The sequence below is a fragment of the Arthrobacter castelli DSM 16402 genome (genome assembly GCF_000430705.1).
Taxonomy (GTDB): domain Bacteria; phylum Actinomycetota; class Actinomycetes; order Actinomycetales; family Micrococcaceae; genus Arthrobacter_C; species Arthrobacter_C castelli.
The window spans coordinates 53991-77075 of sequence record NZ_AUMN01000001.1; the positions used below are offsets into that span (position 1 = coordinate 53991).

General features: G+C 65.3%; 21 protein-coding genes. 10 read left to right on the forward strand and 11 right to left on the reverse strand.

Annotation, left to right across the window (positions count from 1 at the left end; all coding sequences use genetic code 11):
• The first annotated feature begins 16 nt into the window (after nucleotides 1–16).
• The 3 genes from H535_RS0100310 to H535_RS0100320 all read left to right on the forward strand — a co-directional run bounded on the left by H535_RS0100310 (nucleotide 17) and on the right by H535_RS0100320 (nucleotide 1865).
• Nucleotides 17–484: a hypothetical protein gene (locus H535_RS0100310; protein ID WP_026817945.1), complete on the forward strand. Its 468-nt coding sequence runs from the start codon at nucleotides 17–19 to the stop codon at nucleotides 482–484.
• Nucleotides 481–1326 (forward strand): hypothetical protein, encoded by an 846-nt coding sequence (locus H535_RS0100315; RefSeq protein ID WP_026817946.1) that lies wholly within the window; start codon nucleotides 481–483, stop codon nucleotides 1324–1326. The genes H535_RS0100310 and H535_RS0100315 overlap by 4 nt, the downstream gene beginning before the upstream one ends.
• A gap of 119 nt (nucleotides 1327–1445) precedes the next feature.
• A complete protein-coding gene (locus H535_RS0100320) occupies nucleotides 1446–1865 on the forward strand; it encodes a hypothetical protein (protein ID WP_026817947.1) in 420 nt (139 codons plus the stop codon).
• 6 nt (nucleotides 1866–1871) lie between these two features.
• Here H535_RS0100320 and H535_RS0100325 read toward each other — a convergent pair whose 3' ends face one another.
• The 3 genes from H535_RS0100325 to H535_RS0100335 are packed head-to-tail and all read right to left on the reverse strand — an operon-like array spanning nucleotide 1872 to nucleotide 5164.
• Nucleotides 1872–2975, reverse strand: coding sequence for a polyprenyl synthetase family protein (locus H535_RS0100325; RefSeq protein ID WP_026817948.1), 1104 nt, complete (start codon nucleotides 2973–2975; stop codon nucleotides 1872–1874).
• A gap of 17 nt (nucleotides 2976–2992) precedes the next feature.
• A complete protein-coding gene (locus H535_RS22620; RefSeq protein WP_035767865.1) occupies nucleotides 2993–4393 on the reverse strand; it encodes an FAD-dependent oxidoreductase in 1401 nt (466 codons plus the stop codon).
• Nucleotides 4394–5164 (reverse strand): demethylmenaquinone methyltransferase, encoded by a 771-nt coding sequence (locus H535_RS0100335; protein WP_026817949.1) that lies wholly within the window; start codon nucleotides 5162–5164, stop codon nucleotides 4394–4396.
• Nucleotides 5165–5240: 76 nt separating this feature from the next.
• Here H535_RS0100335 and H535_RS0100340 point away from each other — a divergent pair, with 76 nt between their 5' ends.
• The 5 genes from H535_RS0100340 to H535_RS0100360 all read left to right on the forward strand — a co-directional run bounded on the left by H535_RS0100340 (nucleotide 5241) and on the right by H535_RS0100360 (nucleotide 10183).
• Complete coding sequence (locus H535_RS0100340) at nucleotides 5241–6650, forward strand: isochorismate synthase (RefSeq protein WP_081416342.1); 1410 nt, start codon at nucleotides 5241–5243, stop codon at nucleotides 6648–6650.
• Between the two features lie 115 nt (nucleotides 6651–6765).
• A complete protein-coding gene (locus tag H535_RS0100345; RefSeq protein WP_026817951.1) occupies nucleotides 6766–7557 on the forward strand; it encodes a transporter substrate-binding domain-containing protein in 792 nt (263 codons plus the stop codon).
• Between the two features lie 212 nt (nucleotides 7558–7769).
• Complete coding sequence (locus H535_RS0100350) at nucleotides 7770–8570, forward strand: basic amino acid ABC transporter substrate-binding protein (protein WP_026817952.1); 801 nt, start codon at nucleotides 7770–7772, stop codon at nucleotides 8568–8570.
• Between the two features lie 63 nt (nucleotides 8571–8633).
• Nucleotides 8634–9422 carry an amino acid ABC transporter permease gene (locus H535_RS0100355; protein WP_026817953.1) on the forward strand — a complete coding sequence of 263 codons (789 nt, stop codon included), beginning with the start codon at nucleotides 8634–8636 and terminating at the stop codon, nucleotides 9420–9422.
• Nucleotides 9423–9427: 5 nt separating this feature from the next.
• Nucleotides 9428–10183, forward strand: coding sequence for an amino acid ABC transporter ATP-binding protein (locus tag H535_RS0100360; RefSeq protein ID WP_026817954.1), 756 nt, complete (start codon nucleotides 9428–9430; stop codon nucleotides 10181–10183).
• 74 nt (nucleotides 10184–10257) lie between these two features.
• On the opposite strand, the gene menD is transcribed toward H535_RS0100360, so the two are convergent.
• The 3 genes from menD to H535_RS0100375 form a co-directional block, all read right to left on the reverse strand.
• Complete coding sequence (gene menD / locus H535_RS0100365) at nucleotides 10258–11982, reverse strand: 2-succinyl-5-enolpyruvyl-6-hydroxy-3-cyclohexene-1-carboxylic-acid synthase (RefSeq protein ID WP_026817955.1); 1725 nt, start codon at nucleotides 11980–11982, stop codon at nucleotides 10258–10260.
• 61 nt (nucleotides 11983–12043) lie between these two features.
• Entirely contained in the window at nucleotides 12044–14134 is a 2091-nt protein-coding gene (locus H535_RS0100370; protein WP_026817956.1) for a PhoX family protein, read from the reverse strand.
• Nucleotides 14135–14369: 235 nt separating this feature from the next.
• Complete coding sequence (locus tag H535_RS0100375) at nucleotides 14370–15374, reverse strand: o-succinylbenzoate synthase (protein ID WP_026817957.1); 1005 nt, start codon at nucleotides 15372–15374, stop codon at nucleotides 14370–14372.
• A gap of 195 nt (nucleotides 15375–15569) precedes the next feature.
• On the opposite strand from H535_RS0100375, the gene H535_RS22625 reads away from it, so the two are divergent.
• Nucleotides 15570–16481 carry a phosphatase PAP2 family protein gene (locus tag H535_RS22625; protein WP_051298261.1) on the forward strand — a complete coding sequence of 304 codons (912 nt, stop codon included), beginning with the start codon at nucleotides 15570–15572 and terminating at the stop codon, nucleotides 16479–16481.
• 110 nt (nucleotides 16482–16591) lie between these two features.
• Here H535_RS22625 and H535_RS0100385 read toward each other — a convergent pair whose 3' ends face one another.
• The 5 genes from H535_RS0100385 to pdhA are packed head-to-tail and all read right to left on the reverse strand — an operon-like array spanning nucleotide 16592 to nucleotide 22389.
• The gene (locus H535_RS0100385; protein WP_026817958.1) at nucleotides 16592–17878 is read right to left on the reverse strand and encodes an MFS transporter; all 1287 of its coding nucleotides are present in this window, start codon (nucleotides 17876–17878) and stop codon (nucleotides 16592–16594) included.
• A 22-nt stretch (nucleotides 17879–17900) separates the two neighbouring features.
• Nucleotides 17901–18722: an MBL fold metallo-hydrolase gene (locus H535_RS0100390; protein WP_026817959.1), complete on the reverse strand. Its 822-nt coding sequence runs from the start codon at nucleotides 18720–18722 to the stop codon at nucleotides 17901–17903.
• A gap of 35 nt (nucleotides 18723–18757) precedes the next feature.
• Entirely contained in the window at nucleotides 18758–20176 is a 1419-nt protein-coding gene (locus H535_RS0100395; protein ID WP_026817960.1) for a dihydrolipoamide acetyltransferase family protein, read from the reverse strand.
• Complete coding sequence (locus H535_RS0100400; RefSeq protein WP_035767869.1) at nucleotides 20177–21259, reverse strand: alpha-ketoacid dehydrogenase subunit beta; 1083 nt, start codon at nucleotides 21257–21259, stop codon at nucleotides 20177–20179.
• A 2-nt stretch (nucleotides 21260–21261) separates the two neighbouring features.
• Nucleotides 21262–22389: a pyruvate dehydrogenase (acetyl-transferring) E1 component subunit alpha gene (pdhA, locus tag H535_RS22630; RefSeq protein WP_035767872.1), complete on the reverse strand. Its 1128-nt coding sequence runs from the start codon at nucleotides 22387–22389 to the stop codon at nucleotides 21262–21264.
• Between the two features lie 182 nt (nucleotides 22390–22571).
• On the opposite strand from pdhA, the gene H535_RS0100410 reads away from it, so the two are divergent.
• Nucleotides 22572–23024: an Lrp/AsnC family transcriptional regulator gene (locus H535_RS0100410; RefSeq protein ID WP_026817962.1), complete on the forward strand. Its 453-nt coding sequence runs from the start codon at nucleotides 22572–22574 to the stop codon at nucleotides 23022–23024.
• Nucleotides 23025–23085 lie beyond the last annotated feature (61 nt).

The following is a 23085-nucleotide window of genomic DNA, read 5'->3' on the forward strand; positions in this document are numbered from 1 at the left end:
AGTACGGAGAGCATGCATGACCGACCAGACCATGCAGCATCCATTAATCCAGTTGCAGGGGCTATCCTTGCGGGCACCCGGTGATTGGGAGCGGCTGGACGTTCCGGGCACCGAGCTGGTCATCGCAGGGCCGGAAATATCGGACGCACCGCAGGACTTCCGTCCCAATCTAGTGGTGCTCACCGAACCCTCCAGCGCTTCGATCCAGCAATTGTCGACCCGGACTATGGCATCGGCCATCGCCGATGCGACCTCAACTTATATCGCCTCCTGTAACCTCTGGGAGGCCGGCTATCCCGCGCGGCGGATCGAATTCACTCACCGCGTTGGTCCCATGTTGGTCGACGTCGTGAAGCATCTTTTCGCAACGCCGGAGCTTGCCGTGGAGTTGACGTTCAGCTGTCTGGTCAGCGAACGGTCGGCGTATGCAGAGCTTGCCAATTACATCGCTTCGTCGGTGGAATTTACGGAAGAGGGTCGATGAGCAATTTTCCCGCAAAGGAACCCCGGCTGGACCGGTGGGTTTCGGAAGTTACCGGTGAGCAGGTCGAGGAGCTGTCCGGGATATCGGCCACCCAACCCTACACGTCGGACGGTCCGTGGCTCAGCTCCACCGGCCTGGAGCTACTCACTCAACTCGCCGAACGGCACCGGCTGGGACGGTTCGATCTCCAGGGTAATCCAACTGCCGTGCGGGATCTGGTCGAGGCGGACGTCATCACCGAGAAGGGCAAGTTGACGGACGAGGGCGAATTCCTGCTCAGTCCGCTCAGGGCGACTCGGGCGGTGGTCTCGCTGTCGGCGCAGTACGGTCGGCATTCTTCCGGGCTCCGGATCCACATGGGGGATTCCGGGGCACTCATCACCGCCGGTCGGTCGCATCACAGTCTGCTGGAACAGGATGCCGGGACATCCAATCAGGATTCGTCCCGGGTCGACGAAGGTTCGGCACAGCTCGAGATGGTGGAAAACGAGGCGGTGCCCGAGATGATCGGCCGATGGATCGGGCTCGGGCCTGCATGGTCCATCGAGATGGTGCCCGAACAGCTTCCGGTCGCGACTCTCGAGTCCAGGTTCGTCGACGACATGACTGCGGCGCCTGCCGAAGCCGATGATCGCTTCCTGCGGATGTGGCATGAACCCTGGGTTGTCTTTACCCTCAGCATGGAACCCGGAGATTTCCGTGCCGGCCTGGTCAATGCCGGGGCCGCGGGATTCTACAGTTACGGCGGCATCGACGCAGACCGTGCCGCGCTCCAAGCCACACCTTCCGGTGCCTTATGGGACATGCTCGTGACCGAGACCGAACGAACGCTCTTGCAATAGCGACTACCGGGTCCGGCATCGCCCACCAGGGGACCCAAGTTCGCAAGCCCACTTGGGGTCCCTCGCCCGGTAGGCTGGGGCGTGCATAATCACTTAACAGCATCGGCAGGAGAATCCGCATGCCCAACATGTACCTCGACAAGTTCCGGGGCCTGGTTCCCAAGTATCTGGAGCGGGACTGGACCGAGGACGATGCGATCGCCGCACCGGTGCTTGATACGGAACTGGACCAGTACGACTTCGAGGTGCCGCTGGTGTTGCGCGAGTTCCTGCATTGCCTCGGCAACAGCGAGCTGATGGAGATCTACAACTACTTCTGGGACCCGGATGAGTTGGAGGTCGACGGCGGGTACCTGCTCTTCCTGGAAGATGAGGAGGAGACCACGTACTGGGGCTTCCAGGTCCAGGACCTCGATGTGCCGGATCCGATCGTCTGGCGCCGCAACCCCAACGGGCGGTGGCACAGCGAAGAGGGGACGTTCAGCGAGTTCGTCTTCGACATGTTCGAGTGGGTCTTCGAAGAAGACGAGGAAGAGTAAGGCCAGTCAGCTGCTCCGGACCACCACCGCCTGGGCGAAACCTGCCAAGGCTTCCTTCACCGCGCCCTCCGGCAGCGGCCCAAGCGAGGCTACGGCGTCGTCGGCCCACTGCTGGGCGACTTCCCATGCCTCCGCCGTCGCCGGATGTTCGCGCAGCGCGGTGACCGCGGCGGCGAGCGCCTCGTCCGCGGCCAAGTCGCCGTCGACCATCGTCAGCACATCCGCGGCGGACTGATCGCCGTCGTCGGCCGCCTTGCGCAGCAGCAGCACCGGCAAGGTGGGCACACCCTCACGCAGGTCGGTTCCCGGGGTCTTGCCCGAAACATTCTTCAGGCCGGTGACATCGATGACGTCGTCGGCCAGTTGGAACGCGACGCCGACCTTCTCACCGTACGAGACCATGGTTTTCATGATCTTCTCGTCCGCACCGGCCATCAGCGCGCCGAGCTGGCCGGAGGCGGCCACCAGCGAGCCGGTCTTGTCGGCGATCACCGACAGGTAGTGTTCGACGGCGTCATCGCTCTCGGACGGGCCGACGGTTTCGTGCAGCTGGCCGAGGCACAGCCGCTCGAAGGTCCTCGCCTGGATCCCCAGCGCCTCGGCGCCGAGCTCGGACACCAGGATGGATGCCCGGGCGAACAGCAGGTCGCCGGTGAGGATAGCGACGCTGTTGCCCCACACTTCATGTGCGGTCGGTGCGCCGCGTCGGTACGGGGCGGAGTCCATCACGTCGTCGTGGTAGAGGGTGGCCAGGTGCGTCAGCTCGACGACGACGGCGGCCTGGGAGACGGCGGGTTGGGACGCGTCCGCCAAGTGGGAGGCGAGGATCGTCAGCAGTGGCCGGATCCGCTTGCCGCCGGCCTCGACCAGGTGGCGGCTGGTGGCGTCGGCCAAGGGGTCCGAGTTGGCGATCGCCTCGCGCAGTTGGCGTTCCACCCGTGCCAACGACGTCGACACCGCCGGGCCCAGGTCGTCATCTTCCGAGATCCGGGCGAAGCCATCGGGCAGGTTCAGAGCCGCTGCAATCTGGCTCGTTGATGTGTCCACCTCGGCGGCGTCGGGAACACCATGGCCGGCGCTGGTCCAGCTGGTGTCGGCAGAATGAGTCACTGGATAAACACTTACTTCTATGGACGAGTGGAAGCTTGGTTGGAAGTGGGCGGGGTGAGCCTTTCCAATAGATGTACAACTCTATCTTCAAACCCCTTCCCATCGTTATCTGTCAGGTTCGCCAACAGGCGGACGACAAAGCGCATCAGCACTGGGATGGGCATTCCGGTGCGCAACGCGAGCTTCATGATGGCGGGGTTGCTAATGAGCTTGGCGAACATCCTCCCGAGGGTGAAATGACTGCCCCATTCGCTGCGGATGATGTCCGGGTACCTGTGCAGAGCGGCGTCGAGGTTGCTTCCTCCGGTGGTCCTCCCGGAGCCAGTGGCACTGGCGACACCGGCCAGCGTGCCCTGTGGCGGCGGCATCGAGTCGGCAATCAGTTCGGCGGCGATTCGGGCCGATTCCATCGCGTAGGGAATGCCTTCGCCATTGAACGGACTGACCATGCCCCCGGCGTCGCCCAGCAACAGCAGGCCGGGGCTGTAGTGCGGGGTGCGGTTGAATCCCATGGGCAGTGCCGCCCCGCGGATTTCGCCCACCTGGTTTTCCGGCCGGTATCCCCATTCCTCCGGCATCGACTCGGTCCATTCGCGCAGCACCTTACGGTAGTCGAGTTTGCCAAAGGACTTGGACGAGTTGAGCACCCCCAGCCCCACGTTCGAGGTGCCATCGCCGACGCCGAAGACCCAGCCGTAGCCGGGCAGCACCTTGGTGGGGCCGTTCCGTCCGGAGCCCCCGTTGGCTGTGGACCCATGGGCTGCGTTGGTCGAGGATCCGTTGGCCGGGGCCTTCAGCTCCAGCCAGCCCTCCATCCAGTCGTCGTCGTGCCTCGGACTGGTGTAATACGTCCTGACCGCGACCCCCATCGGGCGGTCGTCACGCTTCTGGAACCCCAGGGACAGCGCGGTGCGGGCGGAGTTTCCGTCGGCGGCCAGCACCACATCGGCGTGGAAGTCCTTCGTCTCGCCGGTTTTCCTGCCCGCGCCGTCGAGCACGTTCGCCCGCGCGCCGATGACCCTGGCGGCGTCGTCTCTGATTGCTGCGGTGACGCTGTGCCGCTCCAGGATGGTGGCGCCCGCCTGCTCGGCATGCCGGGCCAGCGCCTCGTCGAAGCCCAGCCGGGTCCGCACCAGACCGTAGCCGGGGAAATCGGTCAAGTCCGGCCATGGCACTTCCACCGTGCGGCCACCGGCGATCAGCCGCAGCCCCTGGTTCCGCCGCCAACCGTCGGCCTCGTCATGCGGCAAGCCGAGCCGCTGGATTTCCCGGACGGCCCGCGGGGTGAATCCGTCGCCGCACACCTTCTCGCGCGGGAAGGTGGTTTTTTCCAGCACCGTGGTTTCGATCCCGGCCCGGGCCAGGTAATACGCGGCCGTGGAGCCGGCAGGCCCGGCCCCGACAATCAATACCGACACTTAATTAACTGCCCTCGTGCTCTTTTTCCGGAGTCTGGCCGGGGCGCCCTTTTTCGCCGCTGTACCCGGTACATGCTGTCCGGGTTTCGTTCCCCGGTGGACGGCGACGATGCCGCCATTGAGGTTGCGGTAAGCGATGTCGGTAAAACCACTGCCGGTCAGCCAGCCGGCCAGTTCGTCCTGGTCCGGCCAGGCGCGGATGGACTCGGCCAGGTAGATATAGGCCACAGGGTTGGAACTGACCCTGGTGGCAATCTTCGGCAGTGCACGCATCAGGTATTCGGTGTACATGGTCCGCCACAGCGGGAACACCGGATGGGAAAATTCGGCGATCACCAGCCGCCCTCCTGGCTTGGTCACCCGGAACATCTCGGCCAGCGCCAGCTTCGGGTCGTTGATATTGCGCAAGCCGAAGGAGATCGTGGTGGCGTCGAAGGAGTCGTCGGCAAACGGCAGCGCGGTGGCATCTCCGGCGACGAAGTCGATATCCGGGCGCCGGCGCTTGCCCACCCGCAGCATGCCCAGCGAGAAGTCGCAGGCCACGACGTCGACACCCGCGTCGGCATACGGCTCGCTGGAGGTGCCGGTTCCGGCGGCCAAATCAAGCACGCGCTGCCCCGGCGAGGCGTCCACGGCGTCGACGACGATACGCCGCCACCGGTGGGTCTGTCCCATGGACAGCACGTCGTTGACGACGTCGTATTTGGGGGCCACGTCGTCGAACATGGCCGCCACTTCGTCAGGGCGCTTATCCAAAGATGCACGGTTCACTTGAGCATTGTCTCAAATCTTCCCAAGCGGCGCAGAACCGCGTCCATGGCGCAGCTGCGGGTAGGCTTAAGGGATCATGACCATCCCGTCCGCTGCCGTGACCACGGCTTCATCCACTGCTGCCCCGGCGTCATCGGCCGGCCCCCTGCGGTCCATCACCGTGGAACTGGGCGACATCACATCACTGACCGGTTTGCTGGATTATCTGGTCCGGGACGACCTGCTCTGCTGGATCCGGCACGAAGAAGGGCTGGTCGGCTTTGGCGAGCTGGCCAGGATCGAGACAACCGGGCCCGAACGGTTCGAGGCGGCCCAGCAATGGTGGCGCCACCTGGCCGCCGCCGCCCAAGTCGAAGACCACGTCGGGTTGCCCGGCACCGGACCGGTGGCATTCGGCTCATTCACCTTCTCCAGCAATTCGGAATACAAGTCGTGGCTCATCGTCCCCCGGCTCATTGTCGGCTCCCGCGACGGGCAGGGTTGGCTGACCCAACTAGCCAGCGACGGAGCCGACGTCGGCGGCGAATTGACGGCCGAGGGTGCCCGGGCTGCCTTGGAAATGGTGCTCGAAGGCCCCGAACCCGACCAGCAGGACCCGACAGCGGAAGATCCTTCCCCCGTTGGGGCCACCATCGGCGGCACCGACGGGGACACCAGGTTGAACACCGGCTCGCTGAGCGAAGAGCAGTGGAAGTCGGCCGTCACCGACGGTGTCGAACACATCAAGGCCGGTGCCCTGGAGAAGCTGGTGCTGGCCCGCGACGTGGTGGCGCATCTGTCACGCCCCGTGGACACCGCCCAGGTGCTGCGGGAGCTGGCGATGCGCTACCGCGAGTGCTGGACCTACGGCGTCGACGGGGTCATCGGCTCCACGCCGGAAATGTTGATCATGGTCGAAGGCGACATGGCCCGCGCCCGGGTGCTGGCCGGCACCCTTGACCGCGCCAACGCCCCGCACGCCGATGCTCGATACGCCGAAGACGGACTCACGTCCGATGAGAAGCAGCGCCACGAACACCAGTTCGCCATTGAATCGCTGACCCGGCAACTGGAACCTTTCACTTCCACTATGACCGCGCACAGTGAGCCGTTTGTGCTGGAGCTGCCCAATGTGTGGCACCTCGCCTCCGACGTCACCGCTGAACTGGCCCGCAGCAATGGGCAACTGCCGACGTCGTTGGCCCTCGCCGCTGCGCTCCACCCCACCGCGGCCGTCTGCGGCACCCCGACCGAGGCCGCAGCCACGCTGATCCACGAGCTTGAACATTTGGACCGCGGCCCGTATGCGGGGCCGGTGGGCTGGATGGACGCCGCCGGCAATGGCGAATGGGGCATCGCACTGCGCGGCGCGGTGGTCGAAGACCCCCTCACGATCAGGCTTTTCGCCGGTTGCGGCATTGTCGCCGCCTCCGACCCGGAGGCGGAACTGGCCGAAACGTGGGCCAAATTCCGCCCGATGCTGCAGGCAATCGGAATGCGTTCGTAATATGAATCACACCGCTGGCAGTGATACCGTCATAACCAGTCAGTGCAGGGGGATACGAGCTTGACGGCCAGCGTCCCATGCACATTTTCTCGATGTTGACCGAAAGGAAGTCCCCATGCGGGCACGCACTCCATTCTTGTTGGTGGCTGTATCCACTCTTGCCTTGACCGCCTGCGGAGGGGGCGGTTCATCCAGCGACGGTTCCTCCGAGGCATCCGGGATGGACTTGGTGCAGCCCGGCACGCTGACCGTGTGCGCCGACGTCCCCTTCCCGCCGTTCGCCTTCGCAAAGGGCGGCAAGTACACCGGCTTCGACATGGAGCTGACCGAAGAAATCGCCAAGGGCATGGGCCTGAAGCATAAGATCAAGGACGTCGGCTTCGAGGGTCTGCAAAGTGGCGCGGCGCTGGCTGCCAATACCTGCGATATGGCGGCGGCCGCAATGACCATCACCGAAGACCGCGAGAAGAACATTGACTTCTCGGACCCGTACTACGATTCCCTCCAGTCACTGCTGGTGGCCTCCGATTCAGGCATTTCCTCGATCGAGGACCTCTCCGGCAAGACCGTAGCCGTGAAGCAGGGGACCACCGGCGAAACGTACGCACAGAAGAACGTCCCGGAAGATACCCAGGTCCAGGCGTATCCCAGCAACACCGAGCTCTACCCTTCGCTTAAGTCAGGAGTTGTGGCCGGAGTCATCATGGATCTGCCCTCAAATATCCAGCACCAGGCAGGCGGCAAGTACGAGATCGCCGAGAAGTACGACACCGGTGAGCAGTATGGGTTCGCGGTTCAGGAGGAAGGCAGCGAAGCCATCCTGAAGAACGTCAACAAGCAGCTGGCCAAGCTGAAGAAGAACGGCACGTACGACAAGCTCTACAGCAAGTACTTCGATACGAAGTAAGCTGCTCCATGGTGCAGACGCGCCGCGTTCCGTCCGGCTGCGGTTCAGGCCGCGGCCGGACGGCGGCCGTCTTGAGGTGAGACCTTTGTCACCTCTGCAATCTTCAGGTGATAAAGTCGTTCCACACTCAGGACATAAGGGGGGACAGGAAGCTTCAATGCAGCCTGCCTTGGTCCGCATTCCCACAGAGAAAAAATGAAAGGCAGGCTCCCATGCGAGCACGTGTCCCATTCATCCTGATGGCAGCAACGACGCTGGCCCTGACGGGATGTGGCGGCGGCAGCGGCAGTGAAGGCGGCGGTCAAACCAGCGGCAGCGGGTCTGAGATGGCCCTCATCCAGCCCGGGACGCTGACGGTATGTTCCGACATCCCGTATCCGCCGTTCGAATTCGAAGAAGGCGGTGAATACACCGGCTTCGATATCGAAATCATCAGGAAAATCGCTTCGGGGCTCGACCTCAAGGTTGCGATTAAGGACGTCGGATTCGAAGGGCTTCAAAGCGGTGCCGCCTTGGCCGCGGGAACTTGCGACATCGGCGCCAGCGCCATGACCATCACCAAGCCCCGGGAAGAGAACCTCGATTTCTCCAAGCCGTACTACGACTCGCTGCAGTCGCTGCTGGTCCCCAAGGATTCTGACATCAAAACCATCGAGGACTTGGCGGGCAAGACCGTCGGCGTCCAGCAGGGCACCACGGGTGAGAACTACGCCCAGGAGAATGTCCCGGACAAGGCAACCATCAGGTCATACCCTAGCGATGCCGAACTGTTCCCCGCGCTGAAGTCCGGCAGCATCGACGCCGTGCTCCAGGATCTGCCGGTGAACCTGCGGCACACCGAACAAGGTGCCTTCACCATCGTCCAGGAGTACGACACCAACGAACAGTACGGATTCGCCGTCAAGGAAGAAGGCAGCGAAGCCTTGCTGAAGGCCGTCAACAAGGAGCTGGCCAAGATTCGCGAGAACGGCACGTACCAGAAGATTTACGATAAATACTTCTCTGAACAGTAGGATCCACTGTGGCCCGGGTCTCTGGCCGGGCCACAGTTTTGTTAACCACCGGAAGGCTAAGGTTTGAAACCCTCCACCCGTAGGCGCCTGTTTCGGGCCGTACTCTACGTCATCTTTCTCGTGGCCGTTGCCGCCCTTGTCATTGTCGCCGACTGGGAAACCATCGCCACCAACTTCCTGGACCTTGGGGTTGCGGCCGAGCAATTCCCCACCATCATCACCACCGCCGCCAAGAACGTAGTCATTTATACATTCATCGCGTTTGTCGGCGGTTTGATCCTGGGCTTGACCCTGGCGCTGATGAAGCTCTCTCCGGTGGCCCCCTACCGCTGGGTCGCCACCGCCTACATTGAGACCTTCCGCGGCCTGCCGGCGCTGCTGGTGATCTTCGGGTTCGCCTACGCGGTCCCGATCGCATTCACCGAATGGAATCCGCCGGGCGGCAGCACCGGCGCCGGCCTGATCGCCTTGATCGTCGTGTCGGCGGCCTATATTGCCGAGACAATCCGTGCCGGCATCGAAGCAGTGCCGAAAGGGCAGGTCGAGGCGGCCCGCTCCCTGGGCATGCGGCCCAGCTGGACGATGATCTCCGTGGTGCTGCCACAGGCATTCCGCATCATTACTCCCCCGATGACCAACGAGCTGGTCATCATCATCAAGGACACGTCCCTGCTGTTCATCGCAGGCATGGCGCTGGGTGACCGTGAATTGACCACGTTCGCCCGCGATGCGGTATCGCAGCACGCCAATTCCACTCCCCTGGTGATGGCCGCGTTGCTGTACCTGGTGATTACGCTGCCCCTGACGCGGCTGGTGGCACGCCTTGAACGACACAACCAAAGGAGCCGGTGAACACGGTGAGTGAATACATCAACCGCAAGGATGTTCCCGCCATCGCAGTGCAGGACCTGCACAAGTACTTTGGCAAGAACGAGGTGCTCAAGGGCATCGACTTCCACGTCAACCAGGGTGAAGTAGTCTGCGTTGTGGGCCCATCCGGTTCCGGAAAATCGACGCTGCTGCGGTGCGTCAACCGGCTGGAGGAACCAACCAGCGGAACCATCGTCGTCGAGGGCGTGGACATTACCGACCGGGAGATCGACCTGGACAGAGTGCGGACGAAGATCGGCATCGTCTTCCAGCAGTTCAACCTGTTCCCGCACCTGAACGTGCTGAAAAACCTGACCCTGGCACAGCAACGGGCCAAGAAGCGCAGCAAAACCGAGGCCGCCGACATCGCCAGGAAGAACCTGGCCAAGGTGGGCCTTGCCGGCCGGGAAGAGTCATTCCCAAACCAGCTCTCCGGTGGCCAGCAGCAGCGTGTGGCAATTGCCCGTGCGCTGTCCATGGATCCGGACATGATGCTGTTCGACGAACCGACCAGCGCCCTGGACCCAGAGCTGGTGGGCGATGTGCTGGACGTGATGCGCACCCTGGCCAACGAAGGCATGACCATGATGGTGGTGACCCACGAGATGGGCTTCGCCCGCGAGGTCGGCGATCGGCTCGTCTTTATGGACGGTGGCGTCGTGGTGGAGCAGGGCAAGCCCAAGGAGATACTGGCCGCGCCGCAGCACGAGCGGACGCAGGGGTTCCTCTCCAAGGTGCTGTAGCCCCGATGTCCAGGTAGCGGCCTACCCGCGAGGTAGCCCGTTGCAACCCGCTGACTCACGGGGCGGCCGCTACCTCAGGGTCGAGACGCGGTCACCGCGGCCTTGATGCGTTCATGCAGCGCCCGCAGCTCGGAACGCCGGGTGTGCACTTCGATGATGGAACGGCCATTAATCCGTTCGGCCAGCGCCGCTTCCAGTTCGATGGCTGTGCCGGCCGCCCGGTGGCGCACCCCGTAAGCGGCCGCGAGGGCGGCGATGTTGACGCTGTGGGGCGTGCCGAAGAGACGCTCGACGTCGGCCCGGTAACGTTCCTGCTCCCCCAGTCCGCCGTGCTCAAGCAGTGAGAAGATCCCTCCGCCGCCGTCGTTGACCACGATGATCTGCAGGTTCGGCTCCGGCTCCCCGGCGCCCAGGAACAACCCGCCGACGTCGTGCAGCAGGGTCAGGTCGCCGAGCAGCAGCCGGGTTTCCCGGGCGGGTTCGGCCAGGCAGATGCCGTGCGCGGTGGCCACCGTCCCGTCGATTCCGGCAATCCCCCGGTTGGCGAAGACCCCCGCCCAGGAGCGCTCTGTGGGGGTCGCCACGAGGTCAAGATCGCGGATGGGGTTGGAGGAACCGACCACCAGCCGGGCATTGCGCCGGATGGTATCCGACCATAACGCCCGCGCCACGTGCAGTCCGGACACCACGGGTTCGCTGTCGAGCGTTTCGTCGATGGCGGCTTCGGCCGCTTGGGCGGCGCGTTGCCATTGCGCCAGCCACCCGGCGGGGCCTGTTCCGGCGAATTCAGCCAGTTCGTCCCGGGTGGCAACTCTCTGCTCCGGGCGCCTGCCGGGCTCATACCACGCCACCGGCTCCGGTTCGTAGCGGGCAATCTCGACGTCGTCGCGCTGCAGCAAGGCAGCCACCTGCCGATTCAGGGTGGGCCGACCGAACATCACGACCCGTTCAATATCCGCCCCGAGGTGCTCCAGCAGCAGCCGATAGGGGCCAACCGCGCTGGCACCGTGCCGGGCGTTCGACGACGGCTCCGCAAACAGCGGCAATCCCAGCAGGGAGGCGAACAATTCGGCACCCGCTCCGGCACCGGCTCCGGCGATGACAACGCTGCGGCGCGCGGCCGACGGCGAACGAAGGGTGACTCCGGTTGTCGCCGGTGCGCTTCCGGCCGCATGCGCATTGGGGTCGATCGGCGCATGCGTCACGGGCGGCGCGGCCTCGGCCACGGGACCCGGTGCGGGGGCCTCCGGCATCCCGGCCTCCGGATCGGGGGTGAGCGGATCGGCCAGGGCGAGGTTCAGCTGCACTGGCCCCCGCACCGGCAACCGGCCACCCGTTCCCATGGCCGCTGCGAGGCCGGCTTGGACCGCGCTGGTCGGATCGTCGCCAGCGCTGATATCGGCGTCGTACCTCACCGCCGTGCCAAACAAAGAGGCCTGCCGGGTGGTCTGGTTTGCCCCGGTGCCGCGCAACTCCTCCGGGCGGTCAGCACTGAGGACAACGACCGGAACCGCACTGTGATTGGCTTCCATCACCGCAGGCATCACATTCCCCACGGCGGTGCCGGAGGTGGTCACCACCGCCACCGGAGCTCCGGACGCGAGCGCCAGCCCCAGCGCGGTGAAGCCGGCGTCCCGCTCGTCGATCCGGACATGAAGCGCCACCTGTGAGGAAGCGGCCGACGCCGCGAGCGCGTACGCCAGCGGGGCGCTGCGGGATCCGGGCGCGACCACGGCATGGCGCATCCCGCCTTGGATCAGCGCCGCGACGGTGCGGCTGGCGGCTTCGATTGACTCCATTACCTTCCATCTTGCCTGAAGGCGGGGCCAAAACGTGCACGCCCCCGCCCGGCGTGACGGATCAGCGAACCGTCGGGAAGACCTGCACCACCGAGGGCCGCGGGCCGCGGAATTGTCCGGCCGGCGCCTTGGCCCGGTCCACGTAGTCGGGGAAGTACGACGTCGGCTCGTCGTAACTGCCTTCCTCGCCCGGGTGCTGCACGGCGACATAGACCATCGACTCGTCGTCGTGGATGATCGGTCCGCAGGTCTCGGCGTCCCTGGGCACGGCAAGGAACTGCTGGACGCGTCCCCGACTGGCCCCTTCCAGATCCACCTTGAACAGCCCGTCGTTCAGCCCGATGGTTCCGGGCTGGCCGTCGGTGGAGATCCACAGCTGTCCGGAGCTGTCGAATGCCAGGTTGTCGGGGCACGAAATCGGCGAAACGACCTCCGGCGGGTACCCGCCGAAGTACGTCGAATCGTTGGCCGCCGGGTCACCGCACACCAGCAGCAGGTTCCAGTTGAACGACGTCGCCGTCTGGTCCCCGTACCGCTCGGAGATTTCCACCACGTGGCCGTCACGGTTGACAGTGCGTGGATTGGCCTCGTTCGCGTCGGCGAAACCTTCCTTGCCGCGATCGGTGTTGTTGGTGCATGCCACATACACCTTGCCGGTGGCCGGGTTCGGCTCCACGTCCTCGCACCGGTCCATCTTGGTGGCTCCGGCCTTGTCCGCGGCCAGCCGGGTGTAGACGAGCACTTCAGTCACGCTCATTCCGCTGACCTTCGACGTGCCGCCGACCACCAGCGGCAGCCACTGTCCGGTGCCGTCAAACGCGCCGTCGTCGGGCAGTTCACCGGATCCGTCGATCTCGGAGCCGGAGTTGCCGGAGAACTTCGCCACGTACAGGTCGCCGTCGGCCAGCAGGGTCTTGTTGTGCTCACGCTGCTTCGGCCCGTTGCCCTTGCGGAATTTCTTCTTCGACACGAACTTGTACAGATAGTCGAACCGTTCGTCGTCACCGGAGTAGGCCACGACGTGGCCGTTTGCCGCCACACTGATGGTGGCTCCCTCGTGCTTGAACCGGCCGAGCGAGGTGTGCTTTACCGGCGTGGAGGAAGGGTTCTGCGGGTCGATTTCGACGATGTAGCCGAAACGGTTCTGCTCGTTTTCGTAGCCGGCGTTGTTGGCGTCGAAGCGCGGCTCATCCTGTTCCCATCCGGTGCCCGTGGGGGTGTTGGTGAAACCGTAGCGGCGGCGGGCCTCGGTGTCGGCCGGGCTGCGGAAGAAACCGTTGAAGTTCTCTTCGCCCGAGAGAATCGTCCCCCACGGCGTGGTGCCTCCGGCGCAGTTGCCCAGGGTGCCGCGGACGGTCGTCCCCTGCGGGTCCTCGACCGTCTTGAGCAGATCGGTGCCGGCGGCAGCGCCGGTGAAGCCGAATTCGGTGTCCATGGTGACGCGGCGGTTCAACCGGGCGCCCTTGATGTAGCGCCACGGGTTTCCCTTGTGGTCGCGTTCCAGCTCGACGACGGAGAGGCCGACGGCGGCGCGGGTCACCGCACGGCGCTCCGCGGCTTCAGCCGGGGCGTTGGCAGGATCGAACATGATGTTCTGGTTGACGTACTCGTGATTGCACACCAGCAGCCCCTTCTTGCTGTTCGGGGTGCGCAGGATCTCCAGGTAGTCGTTGTTGTAACCGAACTGGCGGGACTGCGAGGCGGCTGTCTGCCGGCCGGCGTCGAAGACCGGGGCATCGTTGAACAGCGGGTCTCCCCAGCGCAGAATGGGCTCCCAGTCGTATCCGGCCGGGGTCGTGAACGCGTCCACCTTGGCGTCGACCGGGGCGATCGGGGTAAACGGCAGCCGGCCAGGGGGGCCGCCGGCCGGAGCACCGGGGCGCGGGCCGGGCGCCGACGCCTGGGCGGCCGGGGCATCGAGTGCCGCACTGCCAACCATCAGGCCGACGGCGCCGGCAGCACCGAGTCCCAGCATATTGCGGCGGGTCATGGCCGCTGACGCAATGTCCCGGAAGTATTCGTTGCCCGACTGGTTGCAGACGCCCTTGGCGCAGGCGTTGTCGCATTTCAGGGCACAGGTGACGGGGCTTCGCTTGCCGCGGGTATGGCCAAGCATGGGAAGCAGAGGCCGCTTGGTTTCCGTGGTGCTCATGTGGCTGTTGTCCTTCCGTGAGGTGTTGTGCATTCTCACGGTTTCAGGCACGGGCAACGAAACTTCGACCGACAGGTAAACGTCCGCTGAACGTCCGATGCCCGACGGTGCCTCCTCGCACCGGGTGCCGTTCGTCCAGGGAGTACAACGCGCCCTTCCGCTGCCCAAACCGGCAAATTTGGGCAAAAGCTACTCCCCGGCCGAACAACCACCCGTCGGTTCTTGCGGTGAAGGCCTACTGCCTGGCCGAACGGGCCAGCACCCGGTGGACCCGCTCAAGCCGTTCGAGCCACCAGGCACGGCGTTCGCCGTCGGCCGCGTAACGCTCCAGCAGCTCATCGCTGACCTCAGGGTCCCGGACTTCGATGACGCCGCCGGCCGGCTTAAGCGGCCGGCCGCTCACATCGGCGTCCATCAGCGACAGCGTGCCCAGACCGCAGGCGTAGGGAAGTTCATCGAGCGCTGCGGCCAGCGCCACTCCGGCGCGGATACCCACCGAAGAGTCAAGGGCGCTGCTGACGACGGCGGGCAGTCCCGCTTCGGCGACGATCCGCAGTGCGTTGCGCACCCCGCCCAGCGGAGCGACCTTGACCACGATCAGGTCGGCCGCTCCGCTGCGGCTGACCAGCAGCGGATCGGCTTCCTTGCGGACGCTTTCGTCAGCGGCGATCGGAACGGGGACCCCGCGACGGCGCAATCCCTCGCGCACCTGGCGCAATCCATCGATGCTCATCACCGGTTGTTCGGCGTATTCCAGGCCGTATTCGGCCAGTCCTTGGAGCGCCTGCAGAGCCTCGTCGACCGTCCATCCTCCGTTGGCGTCCACCCGGACGGGCGTGAAAGGAAGTGCGTTCCGCACGGCTCGCACCCGCGCCAGGTCATCGGCCAGCGACTGACCGGCCTCGGCCACCTTGACCTTCACCGCGGGAACGCCGTCGAATCCGTCGAGTACGTCGTCGACCCGGCCGGCGTCCACCGCCGGCACCGTGGCATTGACGGGGACTTTCGTCCGGACCGGGTCCGGGTAGCCTTGCCAGCCGGCCTCCACCGCCGCAGCCAGCCAGCGGGCCGACTCCTCGTCGTCGTACTCGCCGAACGGCCCAAACTCGGCCCAGCCCGCCGGGCCACGCAGCAGCATGGTCTCGCGCTGCGTTATGCCGCGGAACTTCACACGCATCGGCAGGCTGACAACGCGGGCGCCCGCCACCAGCTCGTCGAATTCCGGAACGTCCAGTCGCATGCCCTCCACTGTACGCACCGCCGCGATGCGCTTCCGTTCAGCACCCGGGCGGGTGAACCGCCGTCGTCGGTTGACAGTCCCCCGGGTCTCGGCAGTGGCAGCGTGGGTGCCTGCGTGGGTGGCAGCGCGGGTGCCTGCAGGCCCATCACGTGCCGATATCCGTCGTCGACAGCCGGGTGTGAAATCCTAGGAGGAATGAACAAGCGATCTGCCCGGCAAACGAAGGCCGGGCGCCGACCGGCGAAGCCCGCAGCCTCGAACCCCTTTCCGTTCATCGCGGCAGCACTGCTTTGTGCCGGTTCGCTGGTGGGAATTTACATCCTGTTCGTCCGCACCACGACGGGCCAACTGATCGGTGAAGGGGCTCTGCGCGAGGCAGAACTAAGCGCAACCGGCATGTCCTCGCGTCTGCAGGACTTCCTGGACCTGCTGCCCTTGATATCGGCGGTCATTGCAGCGGCATTCATCCTGTTTGTCACCCTGGCCAGACGACGATGGCTGGCCGCAGGGGTGGCGATAGCGGCGGCTCTTGGCGCGAACCTGACCACCCAGGTGCTCAAGGAGGTGCTGGTGCGGCCGGAACTCGGGGTGCAGACACTGGGGACCAACTCGTTGCCGTCCGGGCATGCCACTCTTGCCGCCTCTTCGGCCGCGGCCGTGATCCTGGTTGTCGCCCCGCGCTGGCGTCCGCTCGCGGCAGCCGGCGGGGGCAGCTACGCCGTCATCGCCGGTGCCGCGACCCTGATCAATCTATGGCACCGGCCCGCGGATATCATTGCCGCATTCCTGGTGGTGGGGTTCTGGACCGCCGTCGGCGGGTGGATCATTATGCGCACCGGCACAGCGTGGAACGTTTGGAGCGGGTTCGGCGAGCACTGGGCAGCTTCGCGGGTTTGGCCTGCCGGTACCGCCGCAGCCGGCCTGGTCACAGGTTTGATGGCGGTGCTGTTTGTGCTGGTCAGCACGCCGACGCTGACGACGCCGGCAGCACCGGAGCGATTGCCCCTGCTGTACTGGGCGGGGCTGGCGATGATCGTCTCGTCCGGGTACCTGCTGGCCTCGCTGGGTGCGGTGCTCTTTGGCCGTGCCGCCCGGATCCGTCGCTGACACCGGCGGGCGGATCCCGGGCGCGGGATCCGCCCGCACCCCGGCGCGGGTTCCGCCTGCACCCCAAAGGTGGCGCCAACCCGGCGGTCAACCGGGCCGGGTGGCGGACTTCAGCGCGGTCCGGCGTCGTCCGCCGGGTGCACCCGCGGGAGGAAGTAGCCGAGCAACATTGCCCCGGCCAGTCCGATTCCTCCGACCACCCAGATGCCGGCCGAAAGGGTTGCCAACGCAGTCACGGAGGAGAGCAGAGCCGGTCCCCCGCTCGAACCGGCGTCGGCCATTAGCCGCCACACCCCAAGGAACTTGGTCCGTCCCACCGGTGGCGAATAGTCGGATCCCAGGGTCATGATCATCCCGGAACCGATACCGTTGCCGAAGCCGATCAGCACGGCTGCGACCAGCAACGACACCGTGCCGACGGTGAAGGGCACGAGAATCAAGGCCAGCCCCATAATCACCATGCAGGGCACCGCAACCCACGGCCGCCCCTTCTGGTCCATCAGCTTGCCCGCCGGATAGAACAGCAACATGTCGATAGCACCGGAGACTCCGTAAATCAGCGCTGCGGTGCCGGGATCCAGGCCGATGTTCTCCGCCCACAGCGGAATCACCACCGGCCGGGAGGAACGTACCACTGCCACCAGCACAACGCCGATGCCCACCGTCCGCAGGACTCCCGCGTGGGTGCGGGCAATCGAGCGGACCGACGCTGCGGATCCAACTGCTCCCGCGGCAGCCGTCCCGCCCGCCGCGCCTTGCCTCCCCGCGTCCTGCGAGCCATTGCCAGTGGCTTGTGACCTTGTCTTTGTCCGGCTTGTTGCGCCCGGGTGGTGCGGCAGATCCCGCATCCCGATGGCGACGACCCCGGAGACCAGCAGTGCCCCGGTTCCCACCCAGTACGCGCCAGCCAGTCCCAGGAAGTGAATGGCCCCCGCGCTGACGAATGGTCCGGCGAAGACTCCGATCCGCATGGTCCCACCGAGTGTGGACAAGGCACGAGCCCGGAATCGGGCAGGCACCGTCTCGGTCAGATACGTCTGCCGGGCCAGGTGGAAGACCGCCGATGCCATCCCGATCATGAAAATGCCGGCTGAAAAGACCCACAGGGATCCGGCAGCAATGCACACGCCCATGGCCAGGGCGCACCACGCAGAGGCGCCAATAATCGCCCGGCGCTCCCCGAACCGCGTGGTGATCAGGGATGCGGGAATGTTGGTCAATAAGGAACCGATGCCGATCAACGTCACCACCAGGGCCGCCATCGCCACGCTGGCGCCAAGATTCCTCGCGCTGAGGGCGATCACCGGGACGATGGAGCCATGTCCCAGCCCGAAGAGCAAGGCCGGGCCGTAGACGGGGACCGCCAGTGGACGCCAGTCGAATCCCTCGGCCGTCACGCTCCGTCCGGATGCGGGCACGTCAGGCGCCGCTGCGCAGCCGGCCCATCAGTTCACGGGCTTGTACCGGCGCATACGGCATGATGGGGATCGCCTTGGTGGTGTCCGCCGGGGCCTCCCGCTTCGCCTGGGTGGCGATCCGGATGGCGCGGGACATGGTTGAGGCCTGCACCCGTACGTGGTCTATGCCCACCGGCCTGCCGTGGCCGGGGACGAAGATGTCGTACCGGTGCTGCAGGCGGGCCAGCTGTTCGAGAGTCTGCACCCATTCGCGCGGGTATGCATCCTCAAAGGCCGGGTCCGCGCCCTCCTCGATCAAGTCGCCGGTAAACACCACCGGCCCCGCCGCCGCCAGCAAGTCGTTGTCGGTATGTCCGCGTCCAAGGTGGAACAGCTCCACCGACCTATCCCCCAGCTCAAGGGTCACGCAGTCGGCTCCGACGGTGCGATTCGGGACCACCAGGGCGGTGGTTTTCCCTGTGGCTGCGGCCATCTCCGGCTCTGGTTCGGCCACGAAGTGCCGCTGGGATTCGCCAGCGGAGATCCCGGCCACCGCAGCTTCATGGGACCAGAACTCCTCGACGCCATCAGCGGCAAACACAGCGTTGCCGAAGAAGTGGTCGAAATGCGCGTGGGTATTGATGACCACCAGCGGCAGTTGGGTCATCGAGCGGACGGCGTCCAGAATGGCCAGTCCGTGCCGGGGACCAGCCCCGGTATCGACGACGGCGGCACGAGCTGAGCCGACGATGAGCCCTGCATTGAGCAGGTAGGTGCCAGTGGCCAGCACATATGTCTGCGGCCCCACCTGATGCCAGCCGTCAGTGGTTTCCGCCTGTGACATGGGGCCGCACTCCTCGTTCTCGCCTCTGTATGAGACTACAGGTCGGCGAGCACGAATCCGGGCTTTTCCATCGCATCTGCCACATAGCGCAGGAACCCGCCGGCGGTCCCACCATCACACACCCGGTGGTCGAAGGTCAGCGTCAGCTCAGTGACCTTGCGGACCGCAAGGTCACCGTTGACGACCCACGGCTTATCGATAATGCGTCCGACGCCAAGGATGGCGGCCTCGGGGTAATTGATGATCGCAGCACTGCCGTCCACCCCGAACACCCCGTAGTTGTTCAGCGTGAAGGTGCCCGAGGTCAGCTCCTCCGGAGTGGCCTTGCCATCGCGTGCGACGGCGGTCAGCCGGCGGATTTCGGCGTCCAGCCCGCGGGCGCTCATAGCTTCGGCACGCCGTACTGATGGAACCATCAGCCCGCGGTCCGTCTGGGCCGCGAAGCCAAGGTTCACCCCGTCAAACCCGATGATCTCCTCAGTGCCGTCGCCGCCGTCGACCACTCTGGTGTTGAGCTGGGGGTACTTCGCCAGGCCCGCCAGCACGAACCGGGCGATGAAGGCAAGCAGACCGGGCGTATCCTCCGGCTGCGCCGCCTTCAACTGCGAGCGCATCTGCAGCAGTTCGGTGGCGTCGACGTCGACCCAGACTGTCGCTTCGGGGATTTCGGTCCGGCTCTTGGACATATTCGCCGCAACCGTCTTCCGCACCCCGGTCATGGGTATGCGGGAAGCGATACCGAGGCCCGAGCGCTTGTCGGACTCTTCCTGCCGTCCGGTTGCAGTCTGTACGGCCGCAGGCTGTGCTTGCGCCGAGGGTTTGGATGCAGATGCCGCCCGCGCTTCCACATCCTTGCGGGTGATCATTCCGCCCGATCCGGAACCGGCGATATCGGCCGGCTTCAGGCCAGCGTCCTTAACCATCCTGCGCACCAGCGGGGAAATCACCAGCGGTGCCTGAGTGCCGGCGGCGGCCTCCTGTCCGGCCGGCGTCGAAATCGGCCTCCCCGACGTCGGCGGTGAGGCCTTCTTCGGCCGGCGGGTGCGCTTGCTTCCGCCTGCTCCGGCAGGTGTGCCGTAACCGATAAGCACGTTACCCGACCCGGAGTCCCCGGATTCGGCCGGCTCTGTTCCGGCCGGTGCCTGAGTCCCTGCGCGCTCCTCGGTGCGGTAGGCCTCGCCCGCAGCTGAATTGCCAGGACCGGCGTCATCGATCGAGATCAGCGGTTTGCCAACGTCGATGGTGGCACCGGCGTCACCGTGCAGCACGGCAACCGTCCCCGCGAAGGGAGAGGGAACCTCCACCACGGATTTGGCGGTCTCCACTTCCGCCACCGCCTGGTCGACCGCGACCTCGTCTCCTACCGCCACCAGCCAGTTGACCAGCTCAGCCTCCGTGAGGCCTTCACCGAGGTCAGGAAGCAGGAACACCTGCCGCTGTTGTGTCGCACTCATCTAGTCCTCCCACTGCAGGTCATCGACGGCGTCCAGGATCCGGTCCACGGACGGCAGGTAATAGTGCTCCAGCTTGGGCGCGGGGAACGGCGTATCGAAACCAACCACACGCCGCACCGGCGCGGCCAGCGAGTGGAAGCAGCGCTCCTGCACCCGGGCGACAATCTCAGAGGCAACGGAGGCGAAGCCCGGCGCTTCGGCAATCACCACGGCACGTCCGGTGGTGCGCACCGCGGCGGCAACGGTTTCGTCGTCGAACGGCACCAGCGAGCGCACATCGACCACCTGCAGGCTGCGCCCCTCTGATGCGGCGACGTCGGCGGCAGCCAGCGCCGTCGGCACCGATGGGCCGTAGGCAATCAGGGTGGCGTCGGTTCCCTCGCGGGCGACGACGGCCTTGCCGATTCCGGAGGCAACCTCCGGATCGCGGCGCGCCGTCTCCAGCGCCTTCAGGTCCACGGCGTCCTTGGACCAGTACATCTTCTTCGGTTCCAGGAACACCACCGGATCGTCCGAGTCGATGGCATCGCGGAGCATGGTGTAAGCATCGGCCACGGTGGCCGGAGCCAGCACAGTCAACCCTGGCGTGTGGACGTAGTAGGACTCGGAAGAATCGCAATGGTGCTCCACCCCGCCGATGCCGCCGGCGTAGGGAATCCGGATCACGATCGGCAGCTTCACCTTGCCCTTGGTCCGATTATGCATCTTCGCGACATGGCTGACCACCTGCTCGAACGCCGGGTAGGCGAACGCATCGAACTGCATCTCGACGACCGGACGCATCCCGTTCATCGCCATTCCGACAGCCATTCCCATGATCCCGGCCTCGGCCAGCGGAGTGTCGAAACACCGCTGCTCGCCGAAACGGTCGGTGAGGCCATCGGTAATCCGGAACACCCCTCCGAGCGGTCCGACGTCTTCGCCGAAAACAACCACGCCCTCGTCGGAATCCATCGCGTCGGACAGGGCGGCAGTCAACGCCTTGCCAAAGGTGACAGGCGCCGCCGTCGTCGTGCCGTCGTCGTCGGCCACTCTGCCGGCCGCAGCCTGCGCCGGGGTCTGCTGATCTGCAACGGAAGTCATGATTACTCCCCTTCCCGGGACAGTTCGTCGCGGAGCATCGCGGCCTGCTCATTGAGCTGCGGGGTCGGCTCCGAGTACACATATTTGAACAGGTCGTCCGGATCCACCGAGACCTCTGAGTTCAGGCCATCGCGAAGGGTGGCGGCGACCCGTTCGGCGTCATCGCCAATCGCCGCTTCCGCCTCGTCGGTCAGCACCGCCGCGTCCGTCAGGTATTTCTTCATCCGCACCAGCGGATCCTTCGGCGCCCATTCGGCCACCTCCGCGTCGGTGCGGTAGCGGGTGGCGTCGTCGGCATTGGTGTGGGACTGCATCCGGTACGTGTGTGCCTCCACCAGAGTGGGGCCGCCGCCGTCACGGGCCCGCTGCACGGCTGTTCCAAGCACCGAGAGCACCCCGGCCAGATCATTGCCGTCCACCCGTTCACCGGGCATCCCGTAACCAATCGCCTTGTGCGCCAGCGACGGCGCGACCGACTGGTGCGAGAGCGGCACCGAGATTGCGTACTGGTTATTCTGCACGAAAAAGACCACCGGCACGTGGAAGACCGCCGCGAAGTTCAGTGCTTCGTGGAAGTCGCCCTCGCTTGAGGCCCCGTCACCGCACATGGCGACGACGACGCTGTCCTCGCCCTTGAGCTTGGCGGCATGGGCGACTCCGACGGCGTGCAGCAGTTGAGTGGCCAGCGGAGTCGACTGCGTGGCGACCTTATGCTCGATGGGGTCATAGCCGCTGTGCCAGTCGCCGCGCAGCAGCACCATCACTTCAACCGGATCCACATCCCGGGTCATCACGGCAACAGTGTCGCGGTAGGTCGGGAAGAGCCAATCCTGCGCATCCAGGCACAAGGCGGCCGCAACCTGGCAGGCTTCCTGCCCGTGCGAAGACGGATAGACCGCCATTTTGCCCTGCCGCACCAGGGCTCCGGCCTGGTCGTTCACCCGCCGGCCCGTGACGAGCTTGTCATACGCGCGCATCAGCGCCTCAGGCGAGGGCATCGGGTACTTGGCAGCGGTCTCAGTGTCATTGTCGACGGCGACGCCCCGCTCGTTGATCAGCTGCACCGGCGTCGGAGATGGAAGCATCGCGGCTTCGGAGCGGGCCGATTCTTCGGCTGTGGAACTGCTCATGGGAGTCCACCTTTCCTCAGCGCTGAGGACTTCAGCGAAAGATACTGTGTTTACCCATTATGGGTTCCGCCAGCTATTCGTATCCAGTTTCAGGCGTTACTGTGGAATTTTTGGTGTCGTAAGGCTATTCTTGTAGACACATTGTAATTGTGAGCTGGGTTACTGCGGAGGGATGTAGACGGATGGTTGAGCAACGGGCACCGGCACTGGATGATGTGGACCGACGGATACTGTCCGAGCTGTCCGCGGACGGGCGGATGTCGGTGACGGCCGTGGCCGAAAAAGTGCACATCTCCCGCGCCCACGCGTACTCGCGGATCTCCCGTTTGACCGGGGACGGAGTGCTGACGAGGTTCACGGCGCTGATTGACCCGGCGAAAGCAGGGCTGAAGTCCTCGGCCTATGTGACCCTGAAGGTGCGGCAGCACTCGTGGCGTGCGCTGAAGGAGACGCTGCAGGCGATTCCCGAAGTGCACCATATCGCCCTGGTCGGCGGCGATTTCGACGTCATCCTGCTGGTGCGGGCCCAGGACAACCTGGACCTGCGGCGCGTCATTTTCGACAAGCTGCAATCCATGGACGGAGTGCTCGATACCCAGACCTTCCTGGTGTTCGAGGACATCGACACGCGATAGAGCCCGACGGGGTTTGTGCCTGGAAGGCGCGTACTTACTCCTGGTGCGAACAGTCGCGCAG

What these genes read in the sequence shown, in the direction of transcription:
- H535_RS0100340 (WP_081416342.1), top strand. Translation starts at nt 5,241, where the DNA reads ATGACCATCCCGTCCGCTGCCGTGACCACGGCTTCATCCACTGCTGCC.
- H535_RS0100395 (WP_026817960.1), bottom strand. Translation starts at nt 20,176, where the DNA reads ATGAGTGCGACACAACAGCGGCAGGTGTTCCTGCTTCCTGACCTCGGT.
- H535_RS0100350 (WP_026817952.1), top strand. Translation starts at nt 7,770, where the DNA reads ATGCGAGCACGTGTCCCATTCATCCTGATGGCAGCAACGACGCTGGCC.
- H535_RS22625 (WP_051298261.1), top strand. Translation starts at nt 15,570, where the DNA reads ATGAACAAGCGATCTGCCCGGCAAACGAAGGCCGGGCGCCGACCGGCG.
- menD (WP_026817955.1), bottom strand. Translation starts at nt 11,982, where the DNA reads ATGGAGTCAATCGAAGCCGCCAGCCGCACCGTCGCGGCGCTGATCCAA.
- H535_RS0100310 (WP_026817945.1), top strand. Translation starts at nt 17, where the DNA reads ATGACCGACCAGACCATGCAGCATCCATTAATCCAGTTGCAGGGGCTA.
- H535_RS0100375 (WP_026817957.1), bottom strand. Translation starts at nt 15,374, where the DNA reads ATGCGACTGGACGTTCCGGAATTCGACGAGCTGGTGGCGGGCGCCCGC.
- H535_RS0100315 (WP_026817946.1), top strand. Translation starts at nt 481, where the DNA reads ATGAGCAATTTTCCCGCAAAGGAACCCCGGCTGGACCGGTGGGTTTCG.
- H535_RS0100370 (WP_026817956.1), bottom strand. Translation starts at nt 14,134, where the DNA reads ATGAGCACCACGGAAACCAAGCGGCCTCTGCTTCCCATGCTTGGCCAT.
- H535_RS0100390 (WP_026817959.1), bottom strand. Translation starts at nt 18,722, where the DNA reads ATGTCACAGGCGGAAACCACTGACGGCTGGCATCAGGTGGGGCCGCAG.
- H535_RS0100320 (WP_026817947.1), top strand. Translation starts at nt 1,446, where the DNA reads ATGCCCAACATGTACCTCGACAAGTTCCGGGGCCTGGTTCCCAAGTAT.
- H535_RS0100400 (WP_035767869.1), bottom strand. Translation starts at nt 21,259, where the DNA reads ATGACTTCCGTTGCAGATCAGCAGACCCCGGCGCAGGCTGCGGCCGGC.
- H535_RS0100410 (WP_026817962.1), top strand. Translation starts at nt 22,572, where the DNA reads ATGGTTGAGCAACGGGCACCGGCACTGGATGATGTGGACCGACGGATA.
- H535_RS0100345 (WP_026817951.1), top strand. Translation starts at nt 6,766, where the DNA reads ATGCGGGCACGCACTCCATTCTTGTTGGTGGCTGTATCCACTCTTGCC.
- pdhA (WP_035767872.1), bottom strand. Translation starts at nt 22,389, where the DNA reads ATGAGCAGTTCCACAGCCGAAGAATCGGCCCGCTCCGAAGCCGCGATG.